The sequence below is a fragment of the Micromonospora sp. NBRC 110009 genome, from assembly GCF_030518795.1.
GTDB lineage: Bacteria > Actinomycetota > Actinomycetes > Mycobacteriales > Micromonosporaceae > Micromonospora.
The window spans coordinates 4,435,392-4,456,061 of sequence record NZ_CP130427.1; the positions used below are offsets into that span (position 1 = coordinate 4,435,392).

Genomic DNA, 20,670 nt, shown 5'->3' on the forward strand with positions numbered 1-20,670 from the left:
ACCACGGGCGGGGCGACCAGCTACAAACCGGTTGTAGCCTCTGATCGACACCGTATGAGAAGGATCCTCACGACGCGGACGAATCCGAAAAAATCGCGCATTGCACCCAGACACGATCGGGTGGCGCGTCCCGGGGCAGGACGGCCCGCAACGGCACCGGGCAGCGCAAACGGCGACGGGCCCGCCACCGGCGTCGAACGACGACAAAGGTCGCAGACGCCGGCGGGCGGGCCCGTCGTGGGTCGTACCCCCCGATCAGCCCGGGAGGCGGGGGCCGGCCTCGCGCTGCTCGGCCAGCCAGGTCTCCACCTCGTCCGAGCGGCGCGGCAGCCCGGCGGAGAGGTTCACCGCGCCGTCGGCGGTGACCAGGATGTCGTCCTCGATCCGCACGCCGATGCCGCGCAGCTCCTCGGGGACCAGTTCGTCCTCCGGCTGGAAGTAGAGCCCCGGCTCGACGGTGAGCACGTAGCCCTCGCCGAGCGGCCCGTCCCGGTAGGTCTCCTTGCGGGCGTTGGCGCAGTCGTGCACGTCGATGCCGAGCATGTGGCTGGTGCCGTGCAGGGTCCAGCGGCGGTAGACCGTCGACGCCGGGTCCATCGCCTCGTCGACGCTCACCGGCAGCAGGCCGAGGTCCTTCAGCGCCTCGGCGAGCACCCGCATGGCGGTCAGGTGCACCTCGCGGAACGCCACGCCCGGCTTGATCACGTCGATGCCGGCCTGCTGGGCGGCGTAGACGGCGTCGTAGACCTGGCGCTGGAGCGGGGTGAACCGGCCGTCGACCGGGAGCACCCGGGTGACATCGGCCGTGTAGAGGTTGCGGTTCTCCACGCCCATGTCCATCAGCAGCAGCTCGCCCGGGCGGGTCGCGCCGTGGTTGTGCACCCAGTGCAGGATCGTGGCGTGCTCGCCGGCGCCGACGATCGAGCCGTAGCCGACGTCGTTGCCGTCGTGCCGGGCGCGCAGCGCGAAGACCCCCTCCAGCAGCCGCTCGGAGACCGCCCGGTCGGCCGGGAGCGCCCGGGCCACGTCCTCGAAGCCGCGGACGGTGGCGTCGCACGCCTCCTGGAGCTGGGCGATCTCCCACTCGTCCTTGACCAGCTTCAGCTCGGAGATCGCGATGGCCAGCTCCCGGTCGCGGCCCGGCTGCCCCTCGGCCCGTGCCCCGTCGTACGGGCGCACCGCGGCGTCCACCCGGGCGTCGAAGCCGCGCAGCACCCGGGTCCGCCCCGGGGCAAGCTCGGCCAGCGCCGCGTCCAGCTCGGTCAGGTCGGCGGTGGGCAGGCCCAGCTCGGTCGACTTCTCCTTCAGCGTCGGCCGCCGGCCCACCCACAGCTCGCCGTTCCGGCTGCGGAAGAACTCGTCGGTCACCCGGGACGACCGGGGCCGCATGAACAGCGTGGCCTCGCCGCCCGGCCGGAGCACGAGCACGCTGTCCGGCTCCAGGTCGCCGGTCAGGTACGCGAAGTCGCTGCCCGGCCGGAACCGGTGGTCAGTGTCGTTGGCGCGTACCTTCTCGGTGCCGGTCGGGATGACCAGCGTCTCTCCCGGGAATGCCTCGGCCAGCGCGGCCCGCCGCTTGGCGTGGTTGGGCACCTCCGGTCGGGGACCGACCGGCAGCTCCGTGTCCCGCCAGCCCTGCCGCATGAACGCCAGGAACGCCTCCGGGAAGTCCGGGTCGTGCGACTCGGTGCCGTCCGCCGGCTTGCCCTGCTGCGTCCGCTCCTCGGCCATGATCCGTCCTCCTCGAGCCTCATCGCTGGTCCAGACGGTATCGCGCGCGCGGCGGCGGCGAGAGCCTGCGGTGCCGCGACGCCCGCTCCGGCAGCGTGGAAAGATGGCCACCATGTGCGGACTCCTGGCCTTCTTCAGCGCGCGCGGTGACGCCGCCGCCCACCGCGACCACATCGCCGGCGCACTGGAGTGCCTGCACCACCGCGGCCCGGACGAGACCGGGGTCGAGGTGGTCGGCGACGCCTCCGGCCGGTACGCGGACGGCGTGTTCGCGCACAAGCGCCTGGCGATCATCGACGTCGCGCTCAGCCACGAGCCGTTGCCCTACGCGAACGGCCGCTACCTGCTCACCTTCAACGGTGAGATCTACAACTACATCGAGCTGCGCGACGAGCTGATCCGGGACTTCGGCGCCCAGTTCGCCACGAACGGGGACGGCGAGGTGATCGTCGCCGGCTACCACTACTGGGGTGAGCAGGTCCTCACCAAGCTGCGCGGCATGTTCGCCTTCGTGATCTGGGACCGGCAGGAGCGCCGCGCCTTCGGCGCGCGGGACTACTTCGGCATCAAGCCGCTGCACTACCTGGAGACCCAGGACGGCCTCTACCTCGCCTCGGAGAAGAAGGCGCTGCTGCCCTTCGCCCACTCGGCCTACCAGGGCGACGCCGGGATCGACACCGCCAACCTGAGCCACTACCTGACCCTGCAGTACGTCCCGGAGCCGGGCACCCTGCACAAGGGCATCAACCGGATCGGGTCGGGGGAGTACCTGACCTGGAGCCCGGGCGGCCGGATCGAGGTGCGCCGGTGGTACCGGCCGGTGTTCCGGCCCGCGCCGGTCTCCGACGAGCAGAAGCTCTACCAGGAGATCCGGGAGACGCTGCGGGAGAGCGTCCGGATGCACATGCGGTCGGACGTGCCGGTCGGCTCGTTCCTCTCCAGCGGCATCGACTCCACCGCGGTGGTCGCCCTGGCCCGGGAGTTCAACCCGAACATCCTCACCTTCACCGTCGGGTACGACGTGCCCGGCTACTCCGAGATCGACGTGGCCCAGGACTCGGCCCGGCACCTCGACGTGACCACGATCCCGACGAAGATCGGGCCGCAGGACATGATGGAGGCGCTGCCGAAGATCGTCTGGCACCTGGACGACCCGGTGGCCGACCCGGCGCTGGTGCCGCTCTACTTCGTGGCGAAGAAGGCCGCCGAGCACGTCACCGTGGTGCTCTCCGGCGAGGGCGCGGACGAGTTCTTCGGCGGCTACACGATCTACCGGGAGCCGCTCTCGCTCAGCACGGTCAACGGGCTCCCGGGCGGGATGCAGAAGGGCCTGCGCGCGGTCTCCAAGGCCATCCCGCAGGGCGTGAAGGGCAAGAGCTTCCTGGAGCGCGGCACCACCCCGATCGAGCAGCGCTACTACGGCAACGCGCGGATGTTCACCGAGGAGGAGAAGCAGCACCTGCTGCGCCGCTACGACCCCTCGGTCCGCTACACCGACGTCACCGCGCCGATCTACGCCGAGTGCACCGAGCTGGACGACGTCACCAAGATGCAGTACGTCGACCTCTACACCTGGCTGCGCGGCGACATCCTGGTCAAGGCCGACCGGATCTCGATGGCGCACTCGCTGGAGGTGCGGGTGCCCTTCCTGGACCGCGAGGTGTTCAACGTGGCCGCCGGCATCCCGGTCGACCTGAAGCTGCCGCCCCGCTCCGAGGCCACCAAGTACGCCATGCGCCAGGCGTTGCAGGGGGTCGTCCCGCCGGCCATCGTCAACCGTAAGAAGCTGGGCTTCCCGACCCCGACCCGGGTCTGGCTGCGCGGCGAGATGTACGAGTGGGCCCGGCACGTGCTGGCCACCTCGGGCGCCGGCGACCTGATCGACCTGTCGTACGCGATGCGGCTGCTGGACGAGCACAAGCGGGAGGAGGCGGACCACTCGCGCAAGGTGTGGACCGTGCTGATCTTCTGCATCTGGCACGCCATCTTCGTCGCGAAGACCCTCGACCCGGGCATCCAGCGCAACCAGTCCGCCCTGCTCACCAAGCCGGTGGTCGGGAGCATGGTCCGCTGAGCGGTAAGGAGGCGCGGGAGCCCCCGCGCCTCCGGCAGGCGCCGGCCCACCACGTCCGCGCACCCAGGGCGCAATAGCCGTCGATCGATGCAGGCGTCTCGTCGCGCCGGCCACCCGACATGCGCCAGGATCTGAGGTGGGACGGAGGAGAGGAGGCGGCATGGGGTACGCGGTGGTGCTCGGCGAGGCGCTGGTCGACCTGCTCGACGCCGAGTGCGAGGGGCAGCCCGTCTACCGGCAGGCGATCGGTGGCGGGCCGCTCAACGTGGCCGTCGCGGTCGCCCGGCTCGGCGGCGACGTCCAGTTCGTCGGGTCGCTCGGCGACGACGCGCTGGCGGAACGGATCCGGGCCTTCCTCACCGCCGCCGGCGTCGGGCTCGCCGGAGCGGTCACCGTACCCGCCCCGACGGCCCTGGCGGTGGCCACCTTCGCGGGCCCGGAACCGGACTTCCGCTTCTACGGCGAGCCCCGCTCGTACGCCCTGCTCACCCCCGACGACCTGGACGTGGCCCTGGTCGAGGGCGCCGATGTGCTCTACTGCGGCTCGATCGTGCTGCTCGACCCGCCGGTGCTGGCCGCCGCCCGGCGGGCCTGGGCGATCGCCGGGGCGCTGCGGGTCTTCGACCCGAACGTGCGGCCCAGCCTGCTCGGCGGCCCGGACGCGCTGGCCGCGCTGCGCGAGGTGGTCGCCGAGTTCGCCGCGAGCGCCCACCTGGTGAAGCTGAGCAGCGCCGACGCCCGGTTTCTCTATCCGGGCGAGCCGGTGGAGGGGGTCGCCGCGTACCTGCGCGAGTTGGGCGCGGGGACCGTGGTGGTCACCCTCGGCCCGGACGGCGCCCTGGTCGCCGCCGCCGAGGACGTGGTCCGCATCCCCGCGCCGAAGGTCGACGCGGTGGACGCCACCGGCGCGGGCGACTCGGTGATGGGGGCGCTGATCGCCGAGCTGCTCGTCGCGGGCGAGCCGGCGGAGCCGACCGGGTGGCGGGAGCGGGTGGCCTTCGCCCTGCGGGTGGCCGGCCTGGTCTGCGAGTCGCCCGGCGGCGCGGTCGCCATGCCGGCCCGGGCAGCCGTGCTCGCCCGGTTCTCCGCCTGACCTCGTCGGGTCAGCGGTGGCGGGTGAGGGTCCGGACGGCGACCAGGGAGAACGTGGCGGTGGCGACCAGGACGGCGGCCATCGGGACCGCGCTGCCCTCGCCGCCCAGCCCGACCAGGGGCGCGGCGAGCGCGCCCAGCACCGACTGGACCCCGCCGAGCAGGGCGGCGGCGGTGCCGGCGTGCCGGGGGTGCGCCTCCAGGGCCAGGGCGGTGCTGTTCGGGGTGACCATGCCGAGCGCGCCGACGAAGACGACGAGGGACACCGCGACCAGGGCCAGGCTCCCGGCGAACGCCCCGGCCAGTACGCCGACGGCGGCCACCGCGTTGACCAGCAGGGTGGTGACCAGCAGCCGGCGCGGGCTGAACCGGTCGAGCAGCCGGGCGTTGGCCTGCCCGTTGGCGACCAGCGCGAGCGCGTTGAGCCCGAAGCACAGGCTGAACGTCGCGCCCGAGACGCCGAAGACGTCCTGGAACACGAACGACGACCCGGAGATGTACGCGAAGAGCCCGGCGAAGGTGAAGGCCTGGGTCAGCGCGTACCCCAGGTAGACCCGGTCGGCGACCAGCGAGCGCATGGTGCGTACGGTGGCGGCCAGGCCACCGGTGCTGCGCCGTTCGGCGGGCAGGGTTTCCGGTAGCCACCGGGCGACCGCGACGGCGAGCAGCAGCCCGATCGCCGCCAGCGTGAGGAAGACGGCCCGCCAGGACCCGAACCGCAGCACCAGGCTGCCCACGCTGGGCGCGGCCACCGGCGCCACCCCGAAGATCAGGGTGAGCCGGGAGAAGTACCTGGCCGCGTCCCGCCCGGAGTAGAGGTCGCGCACCACTGCCCGGGCCACCACCACTCCCATGCCGCCGGCCAGGCCCTGGGCGAAGCGCGCGGCGGCCAGCGTGGGAGCGTTGGGCGCCACCGCGCAGACCAGCCCCAGCAGGGCGTACGCGGCGACGCCCACCAGCACCGGACGCCGCCGCCCCCAGCGGTCGCTGAGCGGGCCGGTGACGAGCTGGCCGAGCGCGAGGCCGACCAGGCAGGTGGTCAGCGAGAGCTGGATCTGCGCCTGGTCCGCGCCGAGGTCGCGGGTCATCGCCGGGAACGCCGGCAGGTACATGTCCAGCGAGAGTGGGCTGATCGCCGTGAGGGTGCCGAGCAGCACGAGCAGGGTGCGCCGGCCGCCGGGTCGGCCTGGCGCGTCGACGGACGGGCGCGCGATCGTCGGCGCGGTCTGGCTCACGGCAGGTCCCCCCAGGTGGATGATCTCGGGCTAACCTTAGCTCTGTAGGCAGAACTATTGCGATGTGAAGTAGGTGACCCAGGTGTCGAACGAGGAGGCCGTCGGCCGGCTCGGCGCCCTGGTGGGCGAGCTGCACCGGCTGCTGCGCCGCAGCGCCGCCGGCCGGGCCAACCGGCACGTCCTGCCCGAGGCCCAGGTGGAGCTGCTGCTACTGGTCCGCGCCGAGCCGGGCATCAGCGGCAAGGAGGCGGCCCGACGACTGGGCACCGCCCCGAACACGGTGAGCACCCTGGTCCACGACCTCACCGAAGCCGGGCTGCTGGACCGGGATCGCGACCCGGCGGACCGCCGGGTGGTGCGGCTGCACCTCACCGACGCCGCCCGGGCCCGACTCGCCGATCACGCGGCGCACCGCGCCGCCCTGCTCACTGAGGCCCTGGCCCGGCTGGACCCCGCCGCCCGCGACGCGGTCCTGGACGCCGTTCCCGCCCTCGACGCCCTCCTCGCGGCGCTGCGGACGCAGTCTTAGCCCTCCCGTCCCACCGACCTCCCGCGATCTTGCCGGTTGTGCCCGCCGCCGCGGGGTGAATCCGCGGCGGGACGGGCAAGATCGCCGTGCGGGGTGGGGGAGAAGGTCAGGCGGTGCCGTCGAGTTCGGCGTAGCCGCGGCGGGCGGCGATCAGGCCGGGGCGGGCGCCGAACGGGGACTCGGCGGCCACCCGCTCGGGCGGGGCGCTGCCGGTGTGGCCGGCCCGGATCTGCCAGGCCTGCTGCACGAGCTGGGCGTGCTGGGTCCGGACGAACTCCGCGTCGACCGGCTCGCCGTGCCCCGGCACCACCACCGTGCAGGGCGTGGTGAGCCGCAGCAGGTCGGCCACGGCGTCCGGCCACTGCAGCGGGTACGACTCCTCGAACGCCGGCGGGCCGCTCTGCTCCACCAGGTCCCCGGCGACCAGCACGTCCGCCTCCGGCACGTGCACCACCAGGTCGGCGTCGGTGTGCCCGTGCCCCGGGTGGCGGACCACCACCCGCCGGCCGCCGACGTCCAGCACGGCCTCGGTGCGCACCCCGTGCGTCGGGGCGAGCAGCTCGGTCCGGGCCAGCTCGGCGGCGAGCGCCGGCTGCTCGTCGCGCATCTCCTCGCACGCCGCCCGGCGCAGCTCGTCGGGGCGGTCCCGCAGCGCCGTGAGCGCCAGCTCGTGCGCGTACACCGGGCGGGGCGGGTCCGCGGCCAGGGTGGCGTTGCCGAAGCAGTGGTCGAAGTGGTGATGGGTGTTGACGATCGTCCACGGGTGCGGGGTGACCGCCCGCGCCGCCTCGGCCAGCTCCCGGGCCTGCCCGGCGGTGGAGAGGGTGTCCACCAGCAGCGCCGCGCCGTCGCCGACCACCAGCGTCACGTTGACCCGCAGCAGCGGGTCGCGCAGCACGTGCACCCGGTCGGCGACCTCGACGAACCGGCCGGTCATGACGCCCGCGCGGCGCGCTCGACGAAGCGCTGCCGGTCGACCAGCACCCGCTCGACCCGCCCCTCGGCGACGGTCTCGTCGCCGTCCGCGACGGTCACCTCGAACAGCAGCCGCCGCCCGTCGACCTTGGCCAGCCGGGCCCGGGCCAGCACGGTGCGCCCGACCGGGGTGGCCGCGCGGTGCTCCAGCTCGATCCGGGTGCCGACGGTCGTCGACCCGGTCGGCATCCGGGTGGCGACGGCCGCCACGGTCGCCGCCTCGGCGAGGGCGAGCACCCGGGGCGTGCCGAGCACCGGCACGTCGCCCGAGCCCACCGCCTGCGCGGTGTCGGCGTCGGTGACGGTCAGCTCGACCCGGGCGGTCAGCCCCGGCGCGAACGGCGACTCCGGCTGCTCCTGCATGCGTCGAGCCTAGACGAGCCGGGGCCGGCACGCCCCCTCTCCGGAGCGCGGGCGGACCGGCTCGGCGGTGGTCGCCGTCGGTCGATCCGCCGCCCGCCGTTAACCTTGACCGCGATGGCCGTCGTGACAGACCCCCAGCCCCCCGCCCGTACCGGTGCCACCGCCTCGCCCGACGGCGGGCGTCGCCGCGTGATCGCGATGGTGATCTGGGGGGTCGCCTTCGTGGCCGCCTGGCTCGCCATCGGCCTGCCCACCGACCCCGCCTACGCGTTCGTCTGGATCTGGGCCGGCACGATCGCCTGGAACTCCGCCCGGCCCTGGCGCAGCCACCTGCGGTTCGCCCGGGACTGGATCCCGGTGGTCCTGCTGCTGGCCGGGTACAACCTCTCCCGGGGGTTCGCCGACAACGGCGCGACGCCGCACGCCATGGAGCTGATCGTCGCCGACCGGTTCCTGCTGGGCTGGGCCACCGGCGGCGAGGTGCCCACCGTCTGGCTCCAGCAGCACCTCTACCGCCCCGAGGTGCACTGGTGGGACGTGCTGGTCAGCTGGATCTACTTCTCGCACTTCGTGGCGACGCTGGCCGCCGCGGCGGTGCTCTGGATGCGCAACCGCGAGCGCTGGGCGGCGTACATGCGGCGCTGGGGTTTCCTCTGCGCCGCCGGCCTGGCCACCTACTTCCTCTACCCGGCCGCCCCGCCCTGGTGGGCCGCCCAGAACGGGCTGCTCACCGAGGTCGCCCGGATCTCCACCCGGGGGTGGAAGGAGATCGGCATGCACGGCGCCGGCAACGTGCTCAACGCCGGCCAGGTCGCCGCCAACCCGGTGGCGGCGATGCCGTCGCTGCACACCGCGTTCGCCCTCTTCGTGGTCCTCTTCTTCCTGCCCGCCACCCGCCGGCGGTGGTGGCCGCTGCTGCTCGCCTACCCGCTCGCGATGACCTTCACCCTGGTCTACAGCGGCGAGCACTACGTGATCGACGTGCTGGTCGGCTGGGCGTACGTGGGGCTCACCTTCCTGGTGATCGGCCTCGCCGAGCGCGGGTGGGCCGCCCACCGCGCCCGGCGCGCCACGACGGTCACCGCCGCGGAGCCGCAGCCGACCGGGGCCGCCTCCGCCCGCCCGGACCCTGGGGACGGAGTCGCCGCCCGCCCGGCCACCGGCGACACGCTCGCGGCGCCGCGCGGCACGGACCCGGCCGCCGCCGACCCCGACGCGGTGCCGGCCGAGCGCTGACCCCGGGTCAGCCCCGGCGACCGCGGGCCGCGTGTGCGCGCGCGGTCAGCTCGGCCGCCAGCTCCCAGGCCTCGGCCAGGTCCCGGTCGGGCGCCGCCGCGCCCGACCCGCCGGCGGTGTCCGCGTGCACGGTGGCCAGCCGCAGCCGCCGCTGCGCCGGGCCCTGGGTCACCCGCACGCTCTGGATCCGGGCGTACGGCACCAGCGTCAGGTGGCGGGTGAGCAGCCCGGAGCGGGCGACGAAGACCTCCGCCTCGAGGCCGGCACCCACCGCCGCCCGGCTCAGCGGGCGCAGCCAGCGGGCCCGCCGGGGCGGCGGCGTCGACGGCAGCGCGTCCAGCCGTACGCCGGGCAGCACCGCCGCGACGACCAGCGCGCCGGTGGCGGCGTCGCCGACCGGCAGCAGCCGGTCCGGCCGGTTCCGGTCGTCCGGCTCGGCGGCCGAGTAGCCGGCCACCTCCAGCCGCAACCGCAGCCAGCCCTTCATCCGCCAGAGCAGCGGCCAGGTCGCCCGGACCGTCTGCACCCGGTGCAGCGGCACGGTCTGCACCCGGGTCTCCAGCAGGCCGTTGCGGACCCGCAGCGTGCCGTCGTCCCGGTCCAGCCGGAAGGCCCAGTCGTCGAGCACCCGGCGGACCGGTTGCAGCAGCACCCCGGCCATCGCGGTCAGCGTGCTGGCCACCGCGATGAACGACCACGAGCCCTCGGAGAGGAACTGCGCCACCACGAAGGCCAGACCGAACGGCAGCAGGAACGCCTGCGGGGTGAGCAGTTGGCTGACCAGCAGATCCTGGTTGCGTACGGTGTGCAGCCGGCGTCCGGTCGGCGCCGCGGCGGGCGCCGCGTCGGTCGGCGGCGGCAGGGTCTGCGGGGCGCGGCCGGCGACGGCGAGCAGCCGTTGCCGCAGCGCGGTCGCCTCGGCCACGCCCAGGTAGGCCAGCGGCGCCTCGGTCCTGCCCCCGCCGACCACCTCCAGCCGCAGCTCGGCCAGCCCGGTGAGCTGCGCCAGCAGCGGCCGGACCACCTCCACGGCCTGCAACCGTTCCAGCGGGATCGCCCGGGTACGCCGCCAGATCAGCCCCTCGTGCACCCGCAGCTCCCGGCCCACCAGGTGGTAGCCGGTGTTCCACCAGCTGACCACCGACAGTACGGTGGCACCGAGCGCGAAGACGGTGACCAGCACCGCGAACCAGCCGAAGCCGACCCGGGACAGCGTCGACCAGGAGAGTCCGGCGATCACCACGACCAGGGACTTCGCGCCGTGCAGCACCGGGCTCAGCGGGTGCAGCCGCTGCCGGGGTTCCCCGCCGGCCGGTGGGGGCGGGACCGGGTGCGGCCAGCCGGGGCCGGGCGTCGGCCAGCCGCCGGGTGCGCCGTACGCCGGTGGTGCGGGATGGCCGGCGCCCGGCTGGGCGGGCCCGAGCCCTGGATGACCGGCTGGGGACGGTCCGGGACGCCCGTAGCCGGGCGGGTGCGGCGGCGGACCGCCGGGCTCGGCGTCGGCCGGGCCGTGGCTCACAGCCCCTCCGCCCGGTCCTCGCCCAGCGCGGTGAGCCGGTCGCGCAGCCGCGACGCCTCCGCTGGCCGCAGGCCGGGCACCCGGGCGTCGCTCGCCGCCGCGGCCGTGTGCAACTGCACGGTGGCCAGGTCGAAGGCCCGCTCCAACGGACCCGCCGTGACGTCCACGAACTGCATGCGGGCGTACGGGACGATGGAGAGCCGCCGGACCAGCAGCCCGTGCCGGACCAGCAGGTCGTGCTCCCGTTCGGCGTAGCCCCAGGCGTGCACGGCCCGGACGATGGTGACCGTCCGCCAGGCGGCCAGCACCAGCACCACGCCGAGCGCGACGGCGGGCAGCCAGTGGCCGGTGGCCGCCCAGGTCACGCCGAGCGCCACCAGCGCCACGGCGAGCAGGATGCCGAGCCGGATCAGCTCCACCCAGATCAGGTCGCGGGAGATCGGCTGCCACCGGACGGTCGCCGGCCAGGGCTCCAGCGGGCCGGGCGGGGCCGGCGGCCGGCCGGCCGGGTCGTCACCGTTCACCGGCGTGATCCGCTGCGCTCGCTCACGATTCGAGGGTAGGCGATCCGGGCACCCCGACCACCTCGCGCAGGAAGCCGCGCGCGTCGAGGAAGTCGCCGAGCGACTCCCGGTGCTCGGCGCAGGCCAGCCAGGTCTTGCGCCGATCGGGCTGGTGCAGGCGGGGATTGTTCCAGCGCAGCTCCCAGACGGCGGGGGCGCGGCACCCCCGCGCCGAGCAGATCAGCGCCTCGTCGGCGGGAGTGGGAGTGGTCATCGGGGCGAGTCTAGGCCCGCACGCCGGAAGCTTTAGCGCCGGGCGGCCACGGGGGGAGCCGCCCGGCGACGGGGTGAATCGTACACACGCGGGACCCCTTGTTGTCCACCCGTGTTCAGGGTTTTCCAAGCCGAGGGAGGCCGCGGCGAAAATCGTCCCTCTCCCGCCCTCGGCTCTCAGCCGGACATGACAGTCTTGATACGCACCACGCTCGCGACGACGACCAAGCTGTGGAGGACCGGTGGCCCAGCCGACCACGCCCGACGCCCCGACCCCGACCGAGGCCGTGCCGGACGCGCCGCCCCCGGCCGTGACCACCCCGGCCCAGGACGCCACCCTGCTGGAGCGGGCGCTCTTCGAGATCAAGCGGGTGATCGTCGGCCAGGACCGGATGGTCGAGCGGATGTTCGTCGCTCTCCTGGCCCGGGGCCACTGCCTGCTGGAGGGGGTGCCCGGCGTCGCCAAGACCCTCGCCGTGGAGACGCTGGCCAAGGTGGTCGGCGGCTCGTTCGCCCGGATCCAGTTCACCCCGGACCTGGTGCCGGCGGACATCATGGGCACCCGGATCTACCGGCAGTCCAGCGAGAAGTTCGACGTCGAGCTGGGGCCGGTCTTCGTCAACTTCCTGCTCGCCGACGAAATCAACCGGGCGCCGGCCAAGGTGCAGTCGGCGCTGCTGGAGGTGATGAGCGAGCGCCAGGTGTCGATCGGCGGGGAGACCCACCGGGTGCCGGACCCGTTCCTGGTGATGGCGACGCAGAACCCGATCGAGCAGGAGGGCGTCTACCCGCTGCCGGAGGCGCAGCGGGACCGCTTCCTGATGAAGATCATGGTCGGCTACCCGACCGACGCCGAGGAGCGGGAGATCGTCTACCGCATGGGGGTGGCCCCGCCGGAGCCGGTCCGCGTCTTCGACACCCCGGACCTCGTCGCCCTGCAGCACAAGGCCGACCAGGTCTTCGTGCACAACGCGCTGGTCGACTACGCGGTCCGGTTGGTGCTCGCCACCCGGGCCCCCGCCGAGCACGGCATGCCCGACGTGGCCCAGCTCATCCAGTACGGCGCCAGCCCCCGCGCCTCGCTCGGCCTGGTCCGGGCCACCCGGGCGCTGGCCCTGCTGCGCGGCCGGGACTACGCGCTGCCGCAGGACGTGCAGGACATCGCTCCGGACATCCTGCGCCACCGGCTGGTGCTCAGCTACGACGCGCTCGCCGACGACGTCCCGGCCGACCACATCGTGCACCGGGTGCTGTCGACCATCCCGCTGCCAGCGGTCGCGCCCCGGCAGCAGGCCTCGCCGCCGCCCCCGGCCGTCCCGGCCGGCGCCGGTTGGCCCGGGCAGCGGCCGTGACCCCACCCGGCCGGCTGCCGGCCACCGGCGACCGCTCCGGCGCCGTGCTCGCCCGATTGCAGCTCATGGTCACCCGCAAGCTCGACGGGCTGCTCCAGGGCGACTACGCGGGATTGCTGCCCGGGCCGGGCAGCGAGGCCGGGGAGTCCCGCGAGTACCGCCCCGGCGACGACGTGCGCCGGATGGACTGGCCGGTCACCGCGCGGACCACGATGCCGCACGTCCGGCGTACGGTGGCCGACCGGGAGCTGGAGACCTGGCTGGCGGTCGACCTCTCGGCGAGCCAGGACTTCGCCACGGCGGGGTCGCTCAAGCGGGACCTGGTGGTCGCCGCGGCGGCGGCCCTGGTCCACCTGACCGTGCGCGGCGGCAACCGGATCGGCGCGGTGGTCGGCACCGGCGCCGGGGTACCGGCGCGGACCGGCCGGTGGCGCGGCACGGCCCCGGTCACCGGCCCCGGGACCATGGTGCGGCTGCCCGCCCGGTCCGGCCGCCGCGAGGCGCAGGGCCTGCTCCGGGCCATCGCCGGCACCGAGATCCGCCCCGGCCGCCTCGACCTCGGCGCGCTGATCGACCTGCTCAACCGGCCGCCGCGCCGGCGCGGGGTGGCCGTGGTGATCTCCGACTTCCGCGCACCGCCCGAGCAGTGGGGCCGGCAGCTTCGTAAGCTGCGGGTCCGGCACGACGTGTTGGCCGTCGAGGTGGTCGACCCGCGCGAGCTGGAACTGCCCGACGTGGGGGTGCTGCCGGTGGTCGACCCGGAGACGGGGGAGGTGCACGAGGTGCAGACCGCCGACCCCCGCCTGCGCCACCGGTATGCCGAGGCGACGGCCGCCGAGCGCGCGGCGGTCGCCGCCGAGCTGCGCGCCGGCGGCGCGGCCCACCTGCGACTGCGTACCGACCGAGACTGGCTGCTGGACATGGTGCGGTTCGTGGCCGCGCAGCGGCACGCCCGTACCCGAGGGACGACCCGATGATCCGTTTTCTGCAACCGTGGTGGCTGCTGGCCGTGCTGCCGGTGCTCGCCCTGGCCGCCGCGTACGTCTGGCGGCAGTTGCACCGCCGGCAGTACGCGATGCGGTTCACCAACGTCGACCTGCTGCGCACCCTCGCGCCGAAGGGGTTGGGCTGGCGGCGGCACGCGGCGGCCACCGCGTTCCTGCTCTGCCTGCTGGTGCTGGCCACCGCGCTGGCCCGCCCGGCGGTGGACACCCGGGAGCCCCTGGAGCGGGCCACGGTGATGCTCGCCATCGACGTGTCGCTGTCCATGCAGGCCGACGACGTGAGCCCGAACCGGCTGGAGGCCGCCCAGGAGGCGGCCAAGCAGTTCGTCGGGGAGCTGCCGGAGAGCTACAACCTCGGCCTGGTCTCCTTCGCCAAGTCGGCCAACGTGCTGGTCCCGCCGACCAAGGACCGGGGGGCGGTGACCACCGCCATCGACGGGCTCGTGCTGGCCGAGGCGACGGCCACCGGGGAGGCAGTGTTCACCTGCCTGGAGGCGATCCGTTCGGTGCCGGCCGACGGCGCGGCGGGTATCCCGCCGGCCCGGATCGTGCTGCTCTCCGACGGGTACCGCACCGCGGGGCGGTCGGTCGAGGAGGCGGCCGCGGCGGCGCAGGCGGCGAACGTGCCGGTCTCCACGATCGCGTTCGGCACCGACTCGGGTCAGGTCGACATCGGCGGCCAGCTGCAGCGGGTGCCGGTGGACCGGATGGCGCTGTCGCAGCTCGCGGAGACCACCCAGGGCTACTTCTACGAGGCCGCCTCGGTGAGCGAGCTGAAGCGGGTCTACCAGGACATGGGCAGCTCGATCGGGTTCCGGACCGAGCCGCGGGAGATCACCCAGTGGTACGCGGGGATGGCACTCCTGTTCGCCCTCTGCGCGGGTGGGCTCAGCCTGCTCTGGTCGTCCCGCCTGATCTGAGGCGGGGCGGCCGGGGCCCGGCCGGTGCGGTCAGTGACCGCCGCCGGCCAGGACGAAGAGGACGGCCACCCAGACGGCGGCGAGGGTGAAGCCCAGCGGGGCAACGTAACGGCTCATGGGACAGCTCCGTGGCGACGGGACGGTCCGGGCGGCACGGGCCGGACCGTGGGGTGGATCAGGACGTACGCACACGAAGTCGTGACCGGGTGCTCCGCCGCGGGGCGGCCCGGGGGGCGGGCCGCGCAGCGCGGTCGCCCCGGCCGGGTGGCCGAGGAGACGCGCGGTGCGGTGGGGCGGGAAGCTGGGTCAGCTACGCCGACTGAGTCGCGGCTCAGCGGGGCTGACGGTCGGCCCGGCCACGACTGGGAGGATCGCTATCTCGCACAGCGATCACCTCCTGCGGTCGGCGGGGCCCGGTACGCGGGCGATCTCCGGCCCGCGCAAACGCGATCATCGTACACCCGTCGCGCGCGCGGCACGCACTCGGCCGACCGGTCCGCGCACCCTGTCCGGCCGGGCGGTGGCGGGGCCCCCACGGCGCCCCGCGTTAGCGCTTACCTACCGGTAACCCCTAGGCTCCGACCGACCGAGAGATCAGCTGAGCAGAGGGGGAACCGTGGCCCGTACCGTGCTGGTGACCGGCGGAAACCGGGGGATCGGCCTGGCCATCGCGCAGGCCTTCGCCAAGCAGGGCGACCGGGTGGCGGTGACCCACCGCAGCGGCGACGCGCCGGCGGGCCTGTTCGGCGTGAAGTGTGACGTGACCGACGCCGAGGCGGTGGACGCGGCCTTCGCCGCCGTCGAGGCCGAACTCGGTCTGGTCGAGGTGCTGGTGGCCAACGCCGGCATCACCGACGACACGCTGCTCCTGCGGATGTCCGAGGAGCAGTTCACCCGGGTGCTCGACACCAACCTCACCGGCGCCTTCCGCTGCGCCAAGCGGGCCTCGACCAAGATGCTCCGGGCCAAGTGGGGCCGGATGATCTTCATCTCCTCGGTGGTCGGCCTCGCCGGCGGCGCCGGCCAGGTCAACTACGCGGCCAGCAAGGCCGGCCTGGTCGGCGTGGCCCGCTCGATCACCCGCGAGCTGGGCAGCCGCAACATCACCGCGAACGTGGTGGCGCCCGGCTTCATCGACACCGACATGACGGCTGTGCTGCCCGAGGAGCGCAAGGCGGAGATCCGCAAGTCGATCCCGGCGGGCCGGATGGCCAGCCCGGACGAGGTCGCGGCCGCGGTCACCTGGCTCGCCTCGGACGCGGCCGCGTACATCTCCGGCGCCGTCATCCCGGTCGACGGCGGCCTGGGCATGGGTCACTGAGAAAGCACGGAGGAATTGCGTAATGTCCGGACTGCTGGCCGGTAAGCGGCTGCTCGTCACCGGCGTCATCACCGACGCGTCGATCGCCTTCTCCGTGGCGAAGCTCGCCCAGGAGAACGGCGCCCAGGTCGTGCTCACCGGCTACGGCCGGCTCTCGCTGGTCGAGCGGATCGCCAAGCGGCTGCCCGAGCCCGCCCCCGTGATCGAGCTGGACGTCACCAACGCCGAGCACCTCGCCGGCCTGGCCGACAAGGTGCGCGAGCACGTCGACGGACTGGACGGGGTGGTGCACTCGATCGGCTTCGCCCCGCAGAGCTGCCTCGGCGGCGGCTTCCTCGACGCGCCGTGGGAGGACGTGGCCACCGCGCTCCAGGTCTCCACCTACTCGTACAAGTCCCTGGCCATGGCGGCGCTGCCGCTGATGTCCGCGGGCGGCGCGGTGGTCGGCCTCACCTTCGACGCCACCAAGGCCTGGCCGGTCTACGACTGGATGGGGGTGGCCAAGGCCGGGCTGGAGTCCGCCTCCCGCTACCTCGCGCTGCACCTCGGCAAGCAGGGCATCCGCAGCAACCTGGTCGCGGCCGGGCCGTTGCGCACCATCGCCGCCAAGTCGATCCCCGGCTTCGAGCAGTTCGAGGACGCCTGGGCCGAGCGGGCCCCGCTCGGCTGGAACCTCACCGACCAGGAGCCGGCCGCCCGCGCCTGCCTGGCCCTGCTCTCCGACTGGTTCTCGGCCACCACCGGCGAGATCGTCCACGTCGACGGCGGCTACCACGCGATCGGCGCCTGAGAGGTAAGGAGGGGCCCCTGCTTAACGCCTCCGGCATAGCAGGGGCCCCCTTTTAACACCCGCACCCAGGGGGCGTCGCATCCCCGTCATGCTCGGCGGGGAAGAATGGAAGCCATGGCGTACGACGCGTTGGTGCTGGTCTCCTTCGGCGGGCCGGAGCGGCCCGAGGACGTGCTGCCCTTCCTGCAGAACGTGACCCGGGGCCGGGGCGTGCCGCCGGAGCGGCTCGCCGAGGTCGCCGAGCACTACCTGCGCTTCGGCGGGGTGTCCCCGATCAACGAGCAGTGCCGCGAGCTGCTCGCGGCGATCCGCGCGGACTTCGCCGCCAACGGCGTCGACCTGCCGGTCTACTGGGGCAACCGGAACTGGGACCCGATGCTCGCCGACACCGTGGCGCGGATGCGCGACGACGGGATCCAGCGGGCCCTCGCCTTCGTCACCAGCGCGTACGGCGGCTACTCCTCCTGCCGGCAGTACCAGGAGGACATCGCGGCGGCCCGGGCGGCGGTCGGCCCGGACGCCCCGCTGATCGAGAAGCTGCGCCAGTTCTGGGACCATCCCGGCTTCGTCGAGCCGCACGTCGACGCGGTGCGGACGGCGCTGGCGCAGCTCGACCCGGCCAAGCGGGACAGCACCCGGCTGGTGTTCACCGCGCACTCGATCCCGGTCTCCGCCGCCGCCACCGCCGGCCCGCACGGCGGCCGGTACACCGCGCAGCTCGAGGAGACCGCCCGGCTGGTGCACGCCGCGGCCGCCCCGGACCTCCCGTACGACCTGGTCTGGCAGAGCCGCTCCGGGCCGCCGCAGGTGCCGTGGCTGGAGCCGGACGTCAACGACCACCTGGCCGCCCTCGCCGAGCAGGGGGTGACCGCCGTGGTGGTCAGCCCGATCGGTTTCGTCTCCGACCACCTCGAGGTGGTCTGGGACCTGGACACCGAGGCGCTGGAGACGGCCAAGCAGCTCGGGCTGGACTTCGTCCGGGCCGGCACCCCGGGCACCGACCCGCGCTTCGTGGCGATGGTCCGGGAGCTGGTCCTGGAGCGCACCGCCCCGGACGCCGGGGGACTGCGCCGCCGTCTCGGCTCGCTGCCCACCTGGGACACCTGCCCGGCGCTGTGCTGCGTGCCCCCGGCCCGCCGGCCTTGATCATCCGACCTCCGACACCCCTGGGGACGAACATGCATGACCGCAAGCCGGTGCAGAGCTGGCTCACCGACATGGACGGCGTGCTGGTGCACGAGGGCCAGCCGGTGCCCGGCGCGCCCGAGTTCATCAAGAAGCTGCGGGCCTCCGGCAAGCCGTTCCTGGTGCTGACCAACAACTCCATCTACACCCCGCGCGACCTCCAGGCCCGGCTCGCCCGGATGGGGCTGGACGTGCCGGAGGAGTCGATCTGGTCGTCCGCCCTGGCCACCGCCAAGTTCCTCGACGACCAGCGCCCGGGCGGCACCGCGTACGTGATCGGCGAGGCCGGGCTGACCACGGCGCTGCACGCGGTGGGCTACGTGCTCAGCGACTTCGCCCCCGACTACGTGGTGCTGGGGGAGACCCGCACCTACAGCTTCGAGGCGATCACCAAGGCGATCCGGCTGATCAACGATGGCGCCCGGTTCATCTGCACCAACCCGGACGCGACCGGCCCGTCGGTGGAGGGCGCGCTGCCGGCCGCCGGCTCGGTGGCCGCGATGATCTCCAAGGCGACCGGGGTGGAGCCGTACTTCGTCGGCAAGCCCAACCCGATGATGATGCGCTCGGCGCTGAACACCATCGACGCGCACTCGGAGTCCACCGCGATGATCGGCGACCGGATGGACACCGACATCCTCTGCGGCCTGGAGGCGGGGCTGGAGACCATCCTGGTGCTCACCGGGATCAGCAGCCGGACCGAGGCCGAGCGCTACCCGTACCGGCCGTCCCGGATCGTCGACTCGGTGGCCGACCTGATCGACGACGTCTGAGCCCGGCGGCGCTCAGGGCCGCAACGGGGCGTTGCAGGCGGCCACCAGGGCCTGCCGGCAGGCGGTGGTCAACGGCCGCAGCGCCGCGTCCCGCTGCTGCGCCTCGTAGGTGTTCACCGCCCCGCCCGGGGCGCTCTCCCCGGCCAGGGCGAGCACCCGGTCCAGCACGGCCGCCCGGGCGAAGAGCCGGCGGGCCCGCGGATCGAAGCCGGGTGGCAGGTCGGTGGCGCCGTCGGGGCGGCGCAGCGCGGCCAGGGCGCCGGCCAGCTCGGGCCGCCACTGGGCGACGTCGAGCCGGGTGAGCGCGGCGGTCGTCTCGGCGAGCGCGGCCGCCAGCTCCGCCTCCGCCTCGGCCGCGCCGGGCACGGCCAGGGACGCCTTCGGCGCGTCGGCCGGCAGCGGGTAGACACGCCAGAGCACGGTCTCCCAGGTCATCCCCGAGCCCGAGGTGTGGGTGCGGACCTCCGGGACCAGGCCGAGCCCGCTGGCCACCACGGCCTCGCCGGCGAGCAGCGCCGCGCCGGCGAAGTCACCCGGGCCGGGCAGGCCGCGCGGGTCGCCGGGGGCGGGCAGCACCAGCCGGATCTCGTCCGGGGAGAGCTTGGCCAGGCTGGGCAGCGCCTCCCGCAGGGAGACGTCGGTCCAGGTGCCGGGGGCGTCCGCGACCAGGTGCTCCTCGTCGCCGGCGATCTCGTCGGCGACCTCGTCGAAGGGCACCAGGCCGGCGCGCCAGGCGCGTACCCAGGCAACGAACCGGCTCGACCGGCGCGGAGCCAGTGTGGCCGCGCCCGTGGCGGGGGAGGACATGCCGAAAGGGTACGTGCTCGCCGCCGCCCCTGTCTCGGCTGCCGCTCCGGCCGGGTGACCTGCCCCCAACTACCCCCTTCGCCCCTTTCTGTGCCGCCGGCGGGCTCGCCGGTCGGCGCGTCGGCGGGCGACGCGCCGGTCCGGTGATTAGCGTGATCGACATGGCGGGGCGATACGACGGGGACGTGCTGGCGGCGAACTGGCGGCGACGGAAGGTCACCCCCGAGGTGGACGCCGAACCCGACCTGGTGGTCGAGGACGCCGAATCGGGGTTCTGCGGCGCGGTCGTCGGCTTCGACTCCGGCGCGGTGGTGCTGGAGGACCGGCACGGCCGGCGACGCAACTTCCCGCTGCTGCCCGCCGCGTTCCTGCTCGACGGTCAGCCGGTCACCCTGCGCCGCCCGGCGCGCGCCCCGGTGCCGGCCGCCCGCCGGCGGACCGCCTCCGGCTCGATCGCGGTCGACAACGTCCGGGCGCAGGTGGCCAAGGCCAGCCGGATCTGGGTGGAGGGCGTGCACGACGCCGCGCTGGTCGAGCGGATCTGGGGCGACGACCTGCGGATCGAGGGCGTGGTGGTGGAACCCCTGGACGGCATCGACGCCCTCGCCGCCGAGGTGCGCGCGTTCGAACCCGGCCCGGGTCGCCGGCTGGGCGTGCTCGTCGACCACCTGGTGCCCGGCTCCAAGGAGAGCCGAATCGTGGCGCAGGTCAACTCGCCGCACGTGCTGGTCACCGGGCACCCGTACGTCGACGTGTGGCAGGCGGTGAAGCCTCGGGCGCTGGGCATTTCGGCGTGGCCGGTGGTGCCGCCGGGGCGGCCCTGGAAGGAGGGGGTCTGCGAGGCGCTCGGGGTGGCCGAGCCGGCGGAGATGTGGCGGCACATCCTGTCGCGGGTGGACAGTTTCGCTGACGTGGAGACGCCGTTGATCAACGCGATGGAGCGGTTGATCGACTTCGTCACCGAGCCTGGGTAGTGGTTGCGCTTGGC

The 20,670-nt window shown here is 74.2% G+C and carries 20 protein-coding genes; 12 read left to right on the forward strand and 8 right to left on the reverse strand.

The features are described from left to right. Window positions 1-255: 255 nt before the first annotated feature. Complete coding sequence (locus Q2K19_RS21215) at window positions 256-1,731, reverse strand: aminopeptidase P family protein (protein WP_302763144.1); 1,476 nt, start codon at window positions 1,729-1,731, stop codon at window positions 256-258. A 112-nt stretch (window positions 1,732-1,843) separates the two neighbouring features. On the opposite strand from Q2K19_RS21215, the gene asnB reads away from it, so the two are divergent. After that, a complete protein-coding gene (gene asnB / locus Q2K19_RS21220) occupies window positions 1,844-3,805 on the forward strand; it encodes an asparagine synthase (glutamine-hydrolyzing) (RefSeq protein WP_302772682.1) in 1,962 nt (653 codons plus the stop codon). Window positions 3,806-3,965: 160 nt separating this feature from the next. Next, window positions 3,966-4,898 carry a carbohydrate kinase family protein gene (locus Q2K19_RS21225; protein ID WP_302763145.1) on the forward strand — a complete coding sequence of 311 codons (933 nt, stop codon included), beginning with the start codon at window positions 3,966-3,968 and terminating at the stop codon, window positions 4,896-4,898. 10 nt (window positions 4,899-4,908) lie between these two features. Here the strand turns inward: Q2K19_RS21225 and Q2K19_RS21230 are convergent, their stop codons facing one another. Beyond that, complete coding sequence (locus tag Q2K19_RS21230) at window positions 4,909-6,132, reverse strand: multidrug effflux MFS transporter (RefSeq protein ID WP_446839623.1); 1,224 nt, start codon at window positions 6,130-6,132, stop codon at window positions 4,909-4,911. An 82-nt stretch (window positions 6,133-6,214) separates the two neighbouring features. Here Q2K19_RS21230 and Q2K19_RS21235 point away from each other — a divergent pair, with 82 nt between their 5' ends. After that, a complete protein-coding gene (locus Q2K19_RS21235; RefSeq protein ID WP_302763146.1) occupies window positions 6,215-6,661 on the forward strand; it encodes a MarR family winged helix-turn-helix transcriptional regulator in 447 nt (148 codons plus the stop codon). Between the two features lie 106 nt (window positions 6,662-6,767). Here Q2K19_RS21235 and Q2K19_RS21240 read toward each other — a convergent pair whose 3' ends face one another. Beyond that, window positions 6,768-7,598, reverse strand: coding sequence for an MBL fold metallo-hydrolase (locus Q2K19_RS21240; RefSeq protein WP_302763147.1), 831 nt, complete (start codon window positions 7,596-7,598; stop codon window positions 6,768-6,770). After that, a complete protein-coding gene (locus Q2K19_RS21245; protein WP_302763148.1) occupies window positions 7,595-7,999 on the reverse strand; it encodes a thioesterase family protein in 405 nt (134 codons plus the stop codon). Before Q2K19_RS21245 ends, Q2K19_RS21240 begins: the two co-directional genes overlap by 4 nt. Window positions 8,000-8,113: 114 nt before the next feature. Between Q2K19_RS21245 and Q2K19_RS21250 the strand changes: the two genes are divergently transcribed. Beyond that, on the forward strand, window positions 8,114-9,235 hold the full coding sequence (locus tag Q2K19_RS21250) for a phosphatase PAP2 family protein (protein ID WP_302763149.1): 1,122 nt from the start codon (window positions 8,114-8,116) through the stop codon (window positions 9,233-9,235). A gap of 7 nt (window positions 9,236-9,242) precedes the next feature. Here Q2K19_RS21250 and Q2K19_RS21255 read toward each other — a convergent pair whose 3' ends face one another. Genes Q2K19_RS21255 through Q2K19_RS21265 form a run of 3 tightly spaced genes read right to left on the reverse strand, consistent with a single transcriptional unit; the run spans window position 9,243 to window position 11,531 of the window. After that, window positions 9,243-10,754 (reverse strand): PH domain-containing protein, encoded by a 1,512-nt coding sequence (locus tag Q2K19_RS21255; RefSeq protein WP_302763150.1) that lies wholly within the window; start codon window positions 10,752-10,754, stop codon window positions 9,243-9,245. Continuing rightward, the gene (locus tag Q2K19_RS21260; RefSeq protein ID WP_302763151.1) at window positions 10,751-11,278 is read right to left on the reverse strand and encodes a PH domain-containing protein; all 528 of its coding nucleotides are present in this window, start codon (window positions 11,276-11,278) and stop codon (window positions 10,751-10,753) included. The genes Q2K19_RS21255 and Q2K19_RS21260 overlap by 4 nt, the downstream gene beginning before the upstream one ends. A 22-nt stretch (window positions 11,279-11,300) precedes the next feature. Next, window positions 11,301-11,531 (reverse strand): hypothetical protein, encoded by a 231-nt coding sequence (locus tag Q2K19_RS21265; RefSeq protein ID WP_302763152.1) that lies wholly within the window; start codon window positions 11,529-11,531, stop codon window positions 11,301-11,303. A 241-nt stretch (window positions 11,532-11,772) separates the two neighbouring features. On the opposite strand from Q2K19_RS21265, the gene Q2K19_RS21270 reads away from it, so the two are divergent. The 7 genes from Q2K19_RS21270 (at window position 11,773) to Q2K19_RS21300 (ending at window position 18,875) form a co-directional block, all read left to right on the forward strand. After that, window positions 11,773-12,882, forward strand: a complete 1,110-nt coding sequence (locus Q2K19_RS21270; protein WP_302763154.1) for an AAA family ATPase — start codon at window positions 11,773-11,775, stop codon at window positions 12,880-12,882. Beyond that, entirely contained in the window at window positions 12,861-13,859 is a 999-nt protein-coding gene (locus tag Q2K19_RS21275) for a DUF58 domain-containing protein (RefSeq protein ID WP_302763156.1), read from the forward strand. The genes Q2K19_RS21270 and Q2K19_RS21275 overlap by 22 nt, the downstream gene beginning before the upstream one ends. Next, window positions 13,856-14,806, forward strand: coding sequence for a VWA domain-containing protein (locus Q2K19_RS21280; protein ID WP_302763157.1), 951 nt, complete (start codon window positions 13,856-13,858; stop codon window positions 14,804-14,806). Before Q2K19_RS21275 ends, Q2K19_RS21280 begins: the two co-directional genes overlap by 4 nt. A gap of 616 nt (window positions 14,807-15,422) precedes the next feature. Beyond that, window positions 15,423-16,127: a 3-oxoacyl-ACP reductase FabG gene (gene fabG / locus Q2K19_RS21285; protein ID WP_302763158.1), complete on the forward strand. Its 705-nt coding sequence runs from the start codon at window positions 15,423-15,425 to the stop codon at window positions 16,125-16,127. A gap of 22 nt (window positions 16,128-16,149) precedes the next feature. Further along, window positions 16,150-16,917, forward strand: coding sequence for an enoyl-ACP reductase FabI (fabI, locus tag Q2K19_RS21290; protein WP_302763160.1), 768 nt, complete (start codon window positions 16,150-16,152; stop codon window positions 16,915-16,917). A gap of 114 nt (window positions 16,918-17,031) precedes the next feature. Then, the gene (locus Q2K19_RS21295) at window positions 17,032-18,063 is read left to right on the forward strand and encodes a ferrochelatase (protein WP_302763162.1); all 1,032 of its coding nucleotides are present in this window, start codon (window positions 17,032-17,034) and stop codon (window positions 18,061-18,063) included. Next, window positions 18,012-18,875 carry an HAD-IIA family hydrolase gene (locus tag Q2K19_RS21300; protein WP_446839795.1) on the forward strand — a complete coding sequence of 288 codons (864 nt, stop codon included), beginning with the start codon at window positions 18,012-18,014 and terminating at the stop codon, window positions 18,873-18,875. Before Q2K19_RS21295 ends, Q2K19_RS21300 begins: the two co-directional genes overlap by 52 nt. A gap of 12 nt (window positions 18,876-18,887) precedes the next feature. Here the strand turns inward: Q2K19_RS21300 and Q2K19_RS21305 are convergent, their stop codons facing one another. Further along, on the reverse strand, window positions 18,888-19,682 hold the full coding sequence (locus Q2K19_RS21305; RefSeq protein ID WP_302763165.1) for a hypothetical protein: 795 nt from the start codon (window positions 19,680-19,682) through the stop codon (window positions 18,888-18,890). A gap of 161 nt (window positions 19,683-19,843) precedes the next feature. Here Q2K19_RS21305 and Q2K19_RS21310 point away from each other — a divergent pair, with 161 nt between their 5' ends. Continuing rightward, window positions 19,844-20,656 carry a DUF3097 domain-containing protein gene (locus Q2K19_RS21310; protein ID WP_302763167.1) on the forward strand — a complete coding sequence of 271 codons (813 nt, stop codon included), beginning with the start codon at window positions 19,844-19,846 and terminating at the stop codon, window positions 20,654-20,656. Window positions 20,657-20,670: the final 14 nt, after the last annotated feature.

What these genes read in the sequence shown, in the direction of transcription:
- Q2K19_RS21215 (WP_302763144.1), bottom strand. Translation starts at nt 1,731, where the DNA reads ATGGCCGAGGAGCGGACGCAGCAGGGCAAGCCGGCGGACGGCACCGAG.
- asnB (WP_302772682.1), top strand. Translation starts at nt 1,844, where the DNA reads ATGTGCGGACTCCTGGCCTTCTTCAGCGCGCGCGGTGACGCCGCCGCC.
- Q2K19_RS21225 (WP_302763145.1), top strand. Translation starts at nt 3,966, where the DNA reads ATGGGGTACGCGGTGGTGCTCGGCGAGGCGCTGGTCGACCTGCTCGAC.
- Q2K19_RS21240 (WP_302763147.1), bottom strand. Translation starts at nt 7,598, where the DNA reads ATGACCGGCCGGTTCGTCGAGGTCGCCGACCGGGTGCACGTGCTGCGC.
- Q2K19_RS21245 (WP_302763148.1), bottom strand. Translation starts at nt 7,999, where the DNA reads ATGCAGGAGCAGCCGGAGTCGCCGTTCGCGCCGGGGCTGACCGCCCGG.
- Q2K19_RS21250 (WP_302763149.1), top strand. Translation starts at nt 8,114, where the DNA reads ATGGCCGTCGTGACAGACCCCCAGCCCCCCGCCCGTACCGGTGCCACC.
- Q2K19_RS21265 (WP_302763152.1), bottom strand. Translation starts at nt 11,531, where the DNA reads ATGACCACTCCCACTCCCGCCGACGAGGCGCTGATCTGCTCGGCGCGG.
- Q2K19_RS21280 (WP_302763157.1), top strand. Translation starts at nt 13,856, where the DNA reads ATGATCCGTTTTCTGCAACCGTGGTGGCTGCTGGCCGTGCTGCCGGTG.
- fabI (WP_302763160.1), top strand. Translation starts at nt 16,150, where the DNA reads ATGTCCGGACTGCTGGCCGGTAAGCGGCTGCTCGTCACCGGCGTCATC.
- Q2K19_RS21295 (WP_302763162.1), top strand. Translation starts at nt 17,032, where the DNA reads ATGGCGTACGACGCGTTGGTGCTGGTCTCCTTCGGCGGGCCGGAGCGG.
- Q2K19_RS21305 (WP_302763165.1), bottom strand. Translation starts at nt 19,682, where the DNA reads ATGTCCTCCCCCGCCACGGGCGCGGCCACACTGGCTCCGCGCCGGTCG.
- Q2K19_RS21310 (WP_302763167.1), top strand. Translation starts at nt 19,844, where the DNA reads ATGGCGGGGCGATACGACGGGGACGTGCTGGCGGCGAACTGGCGGCGA.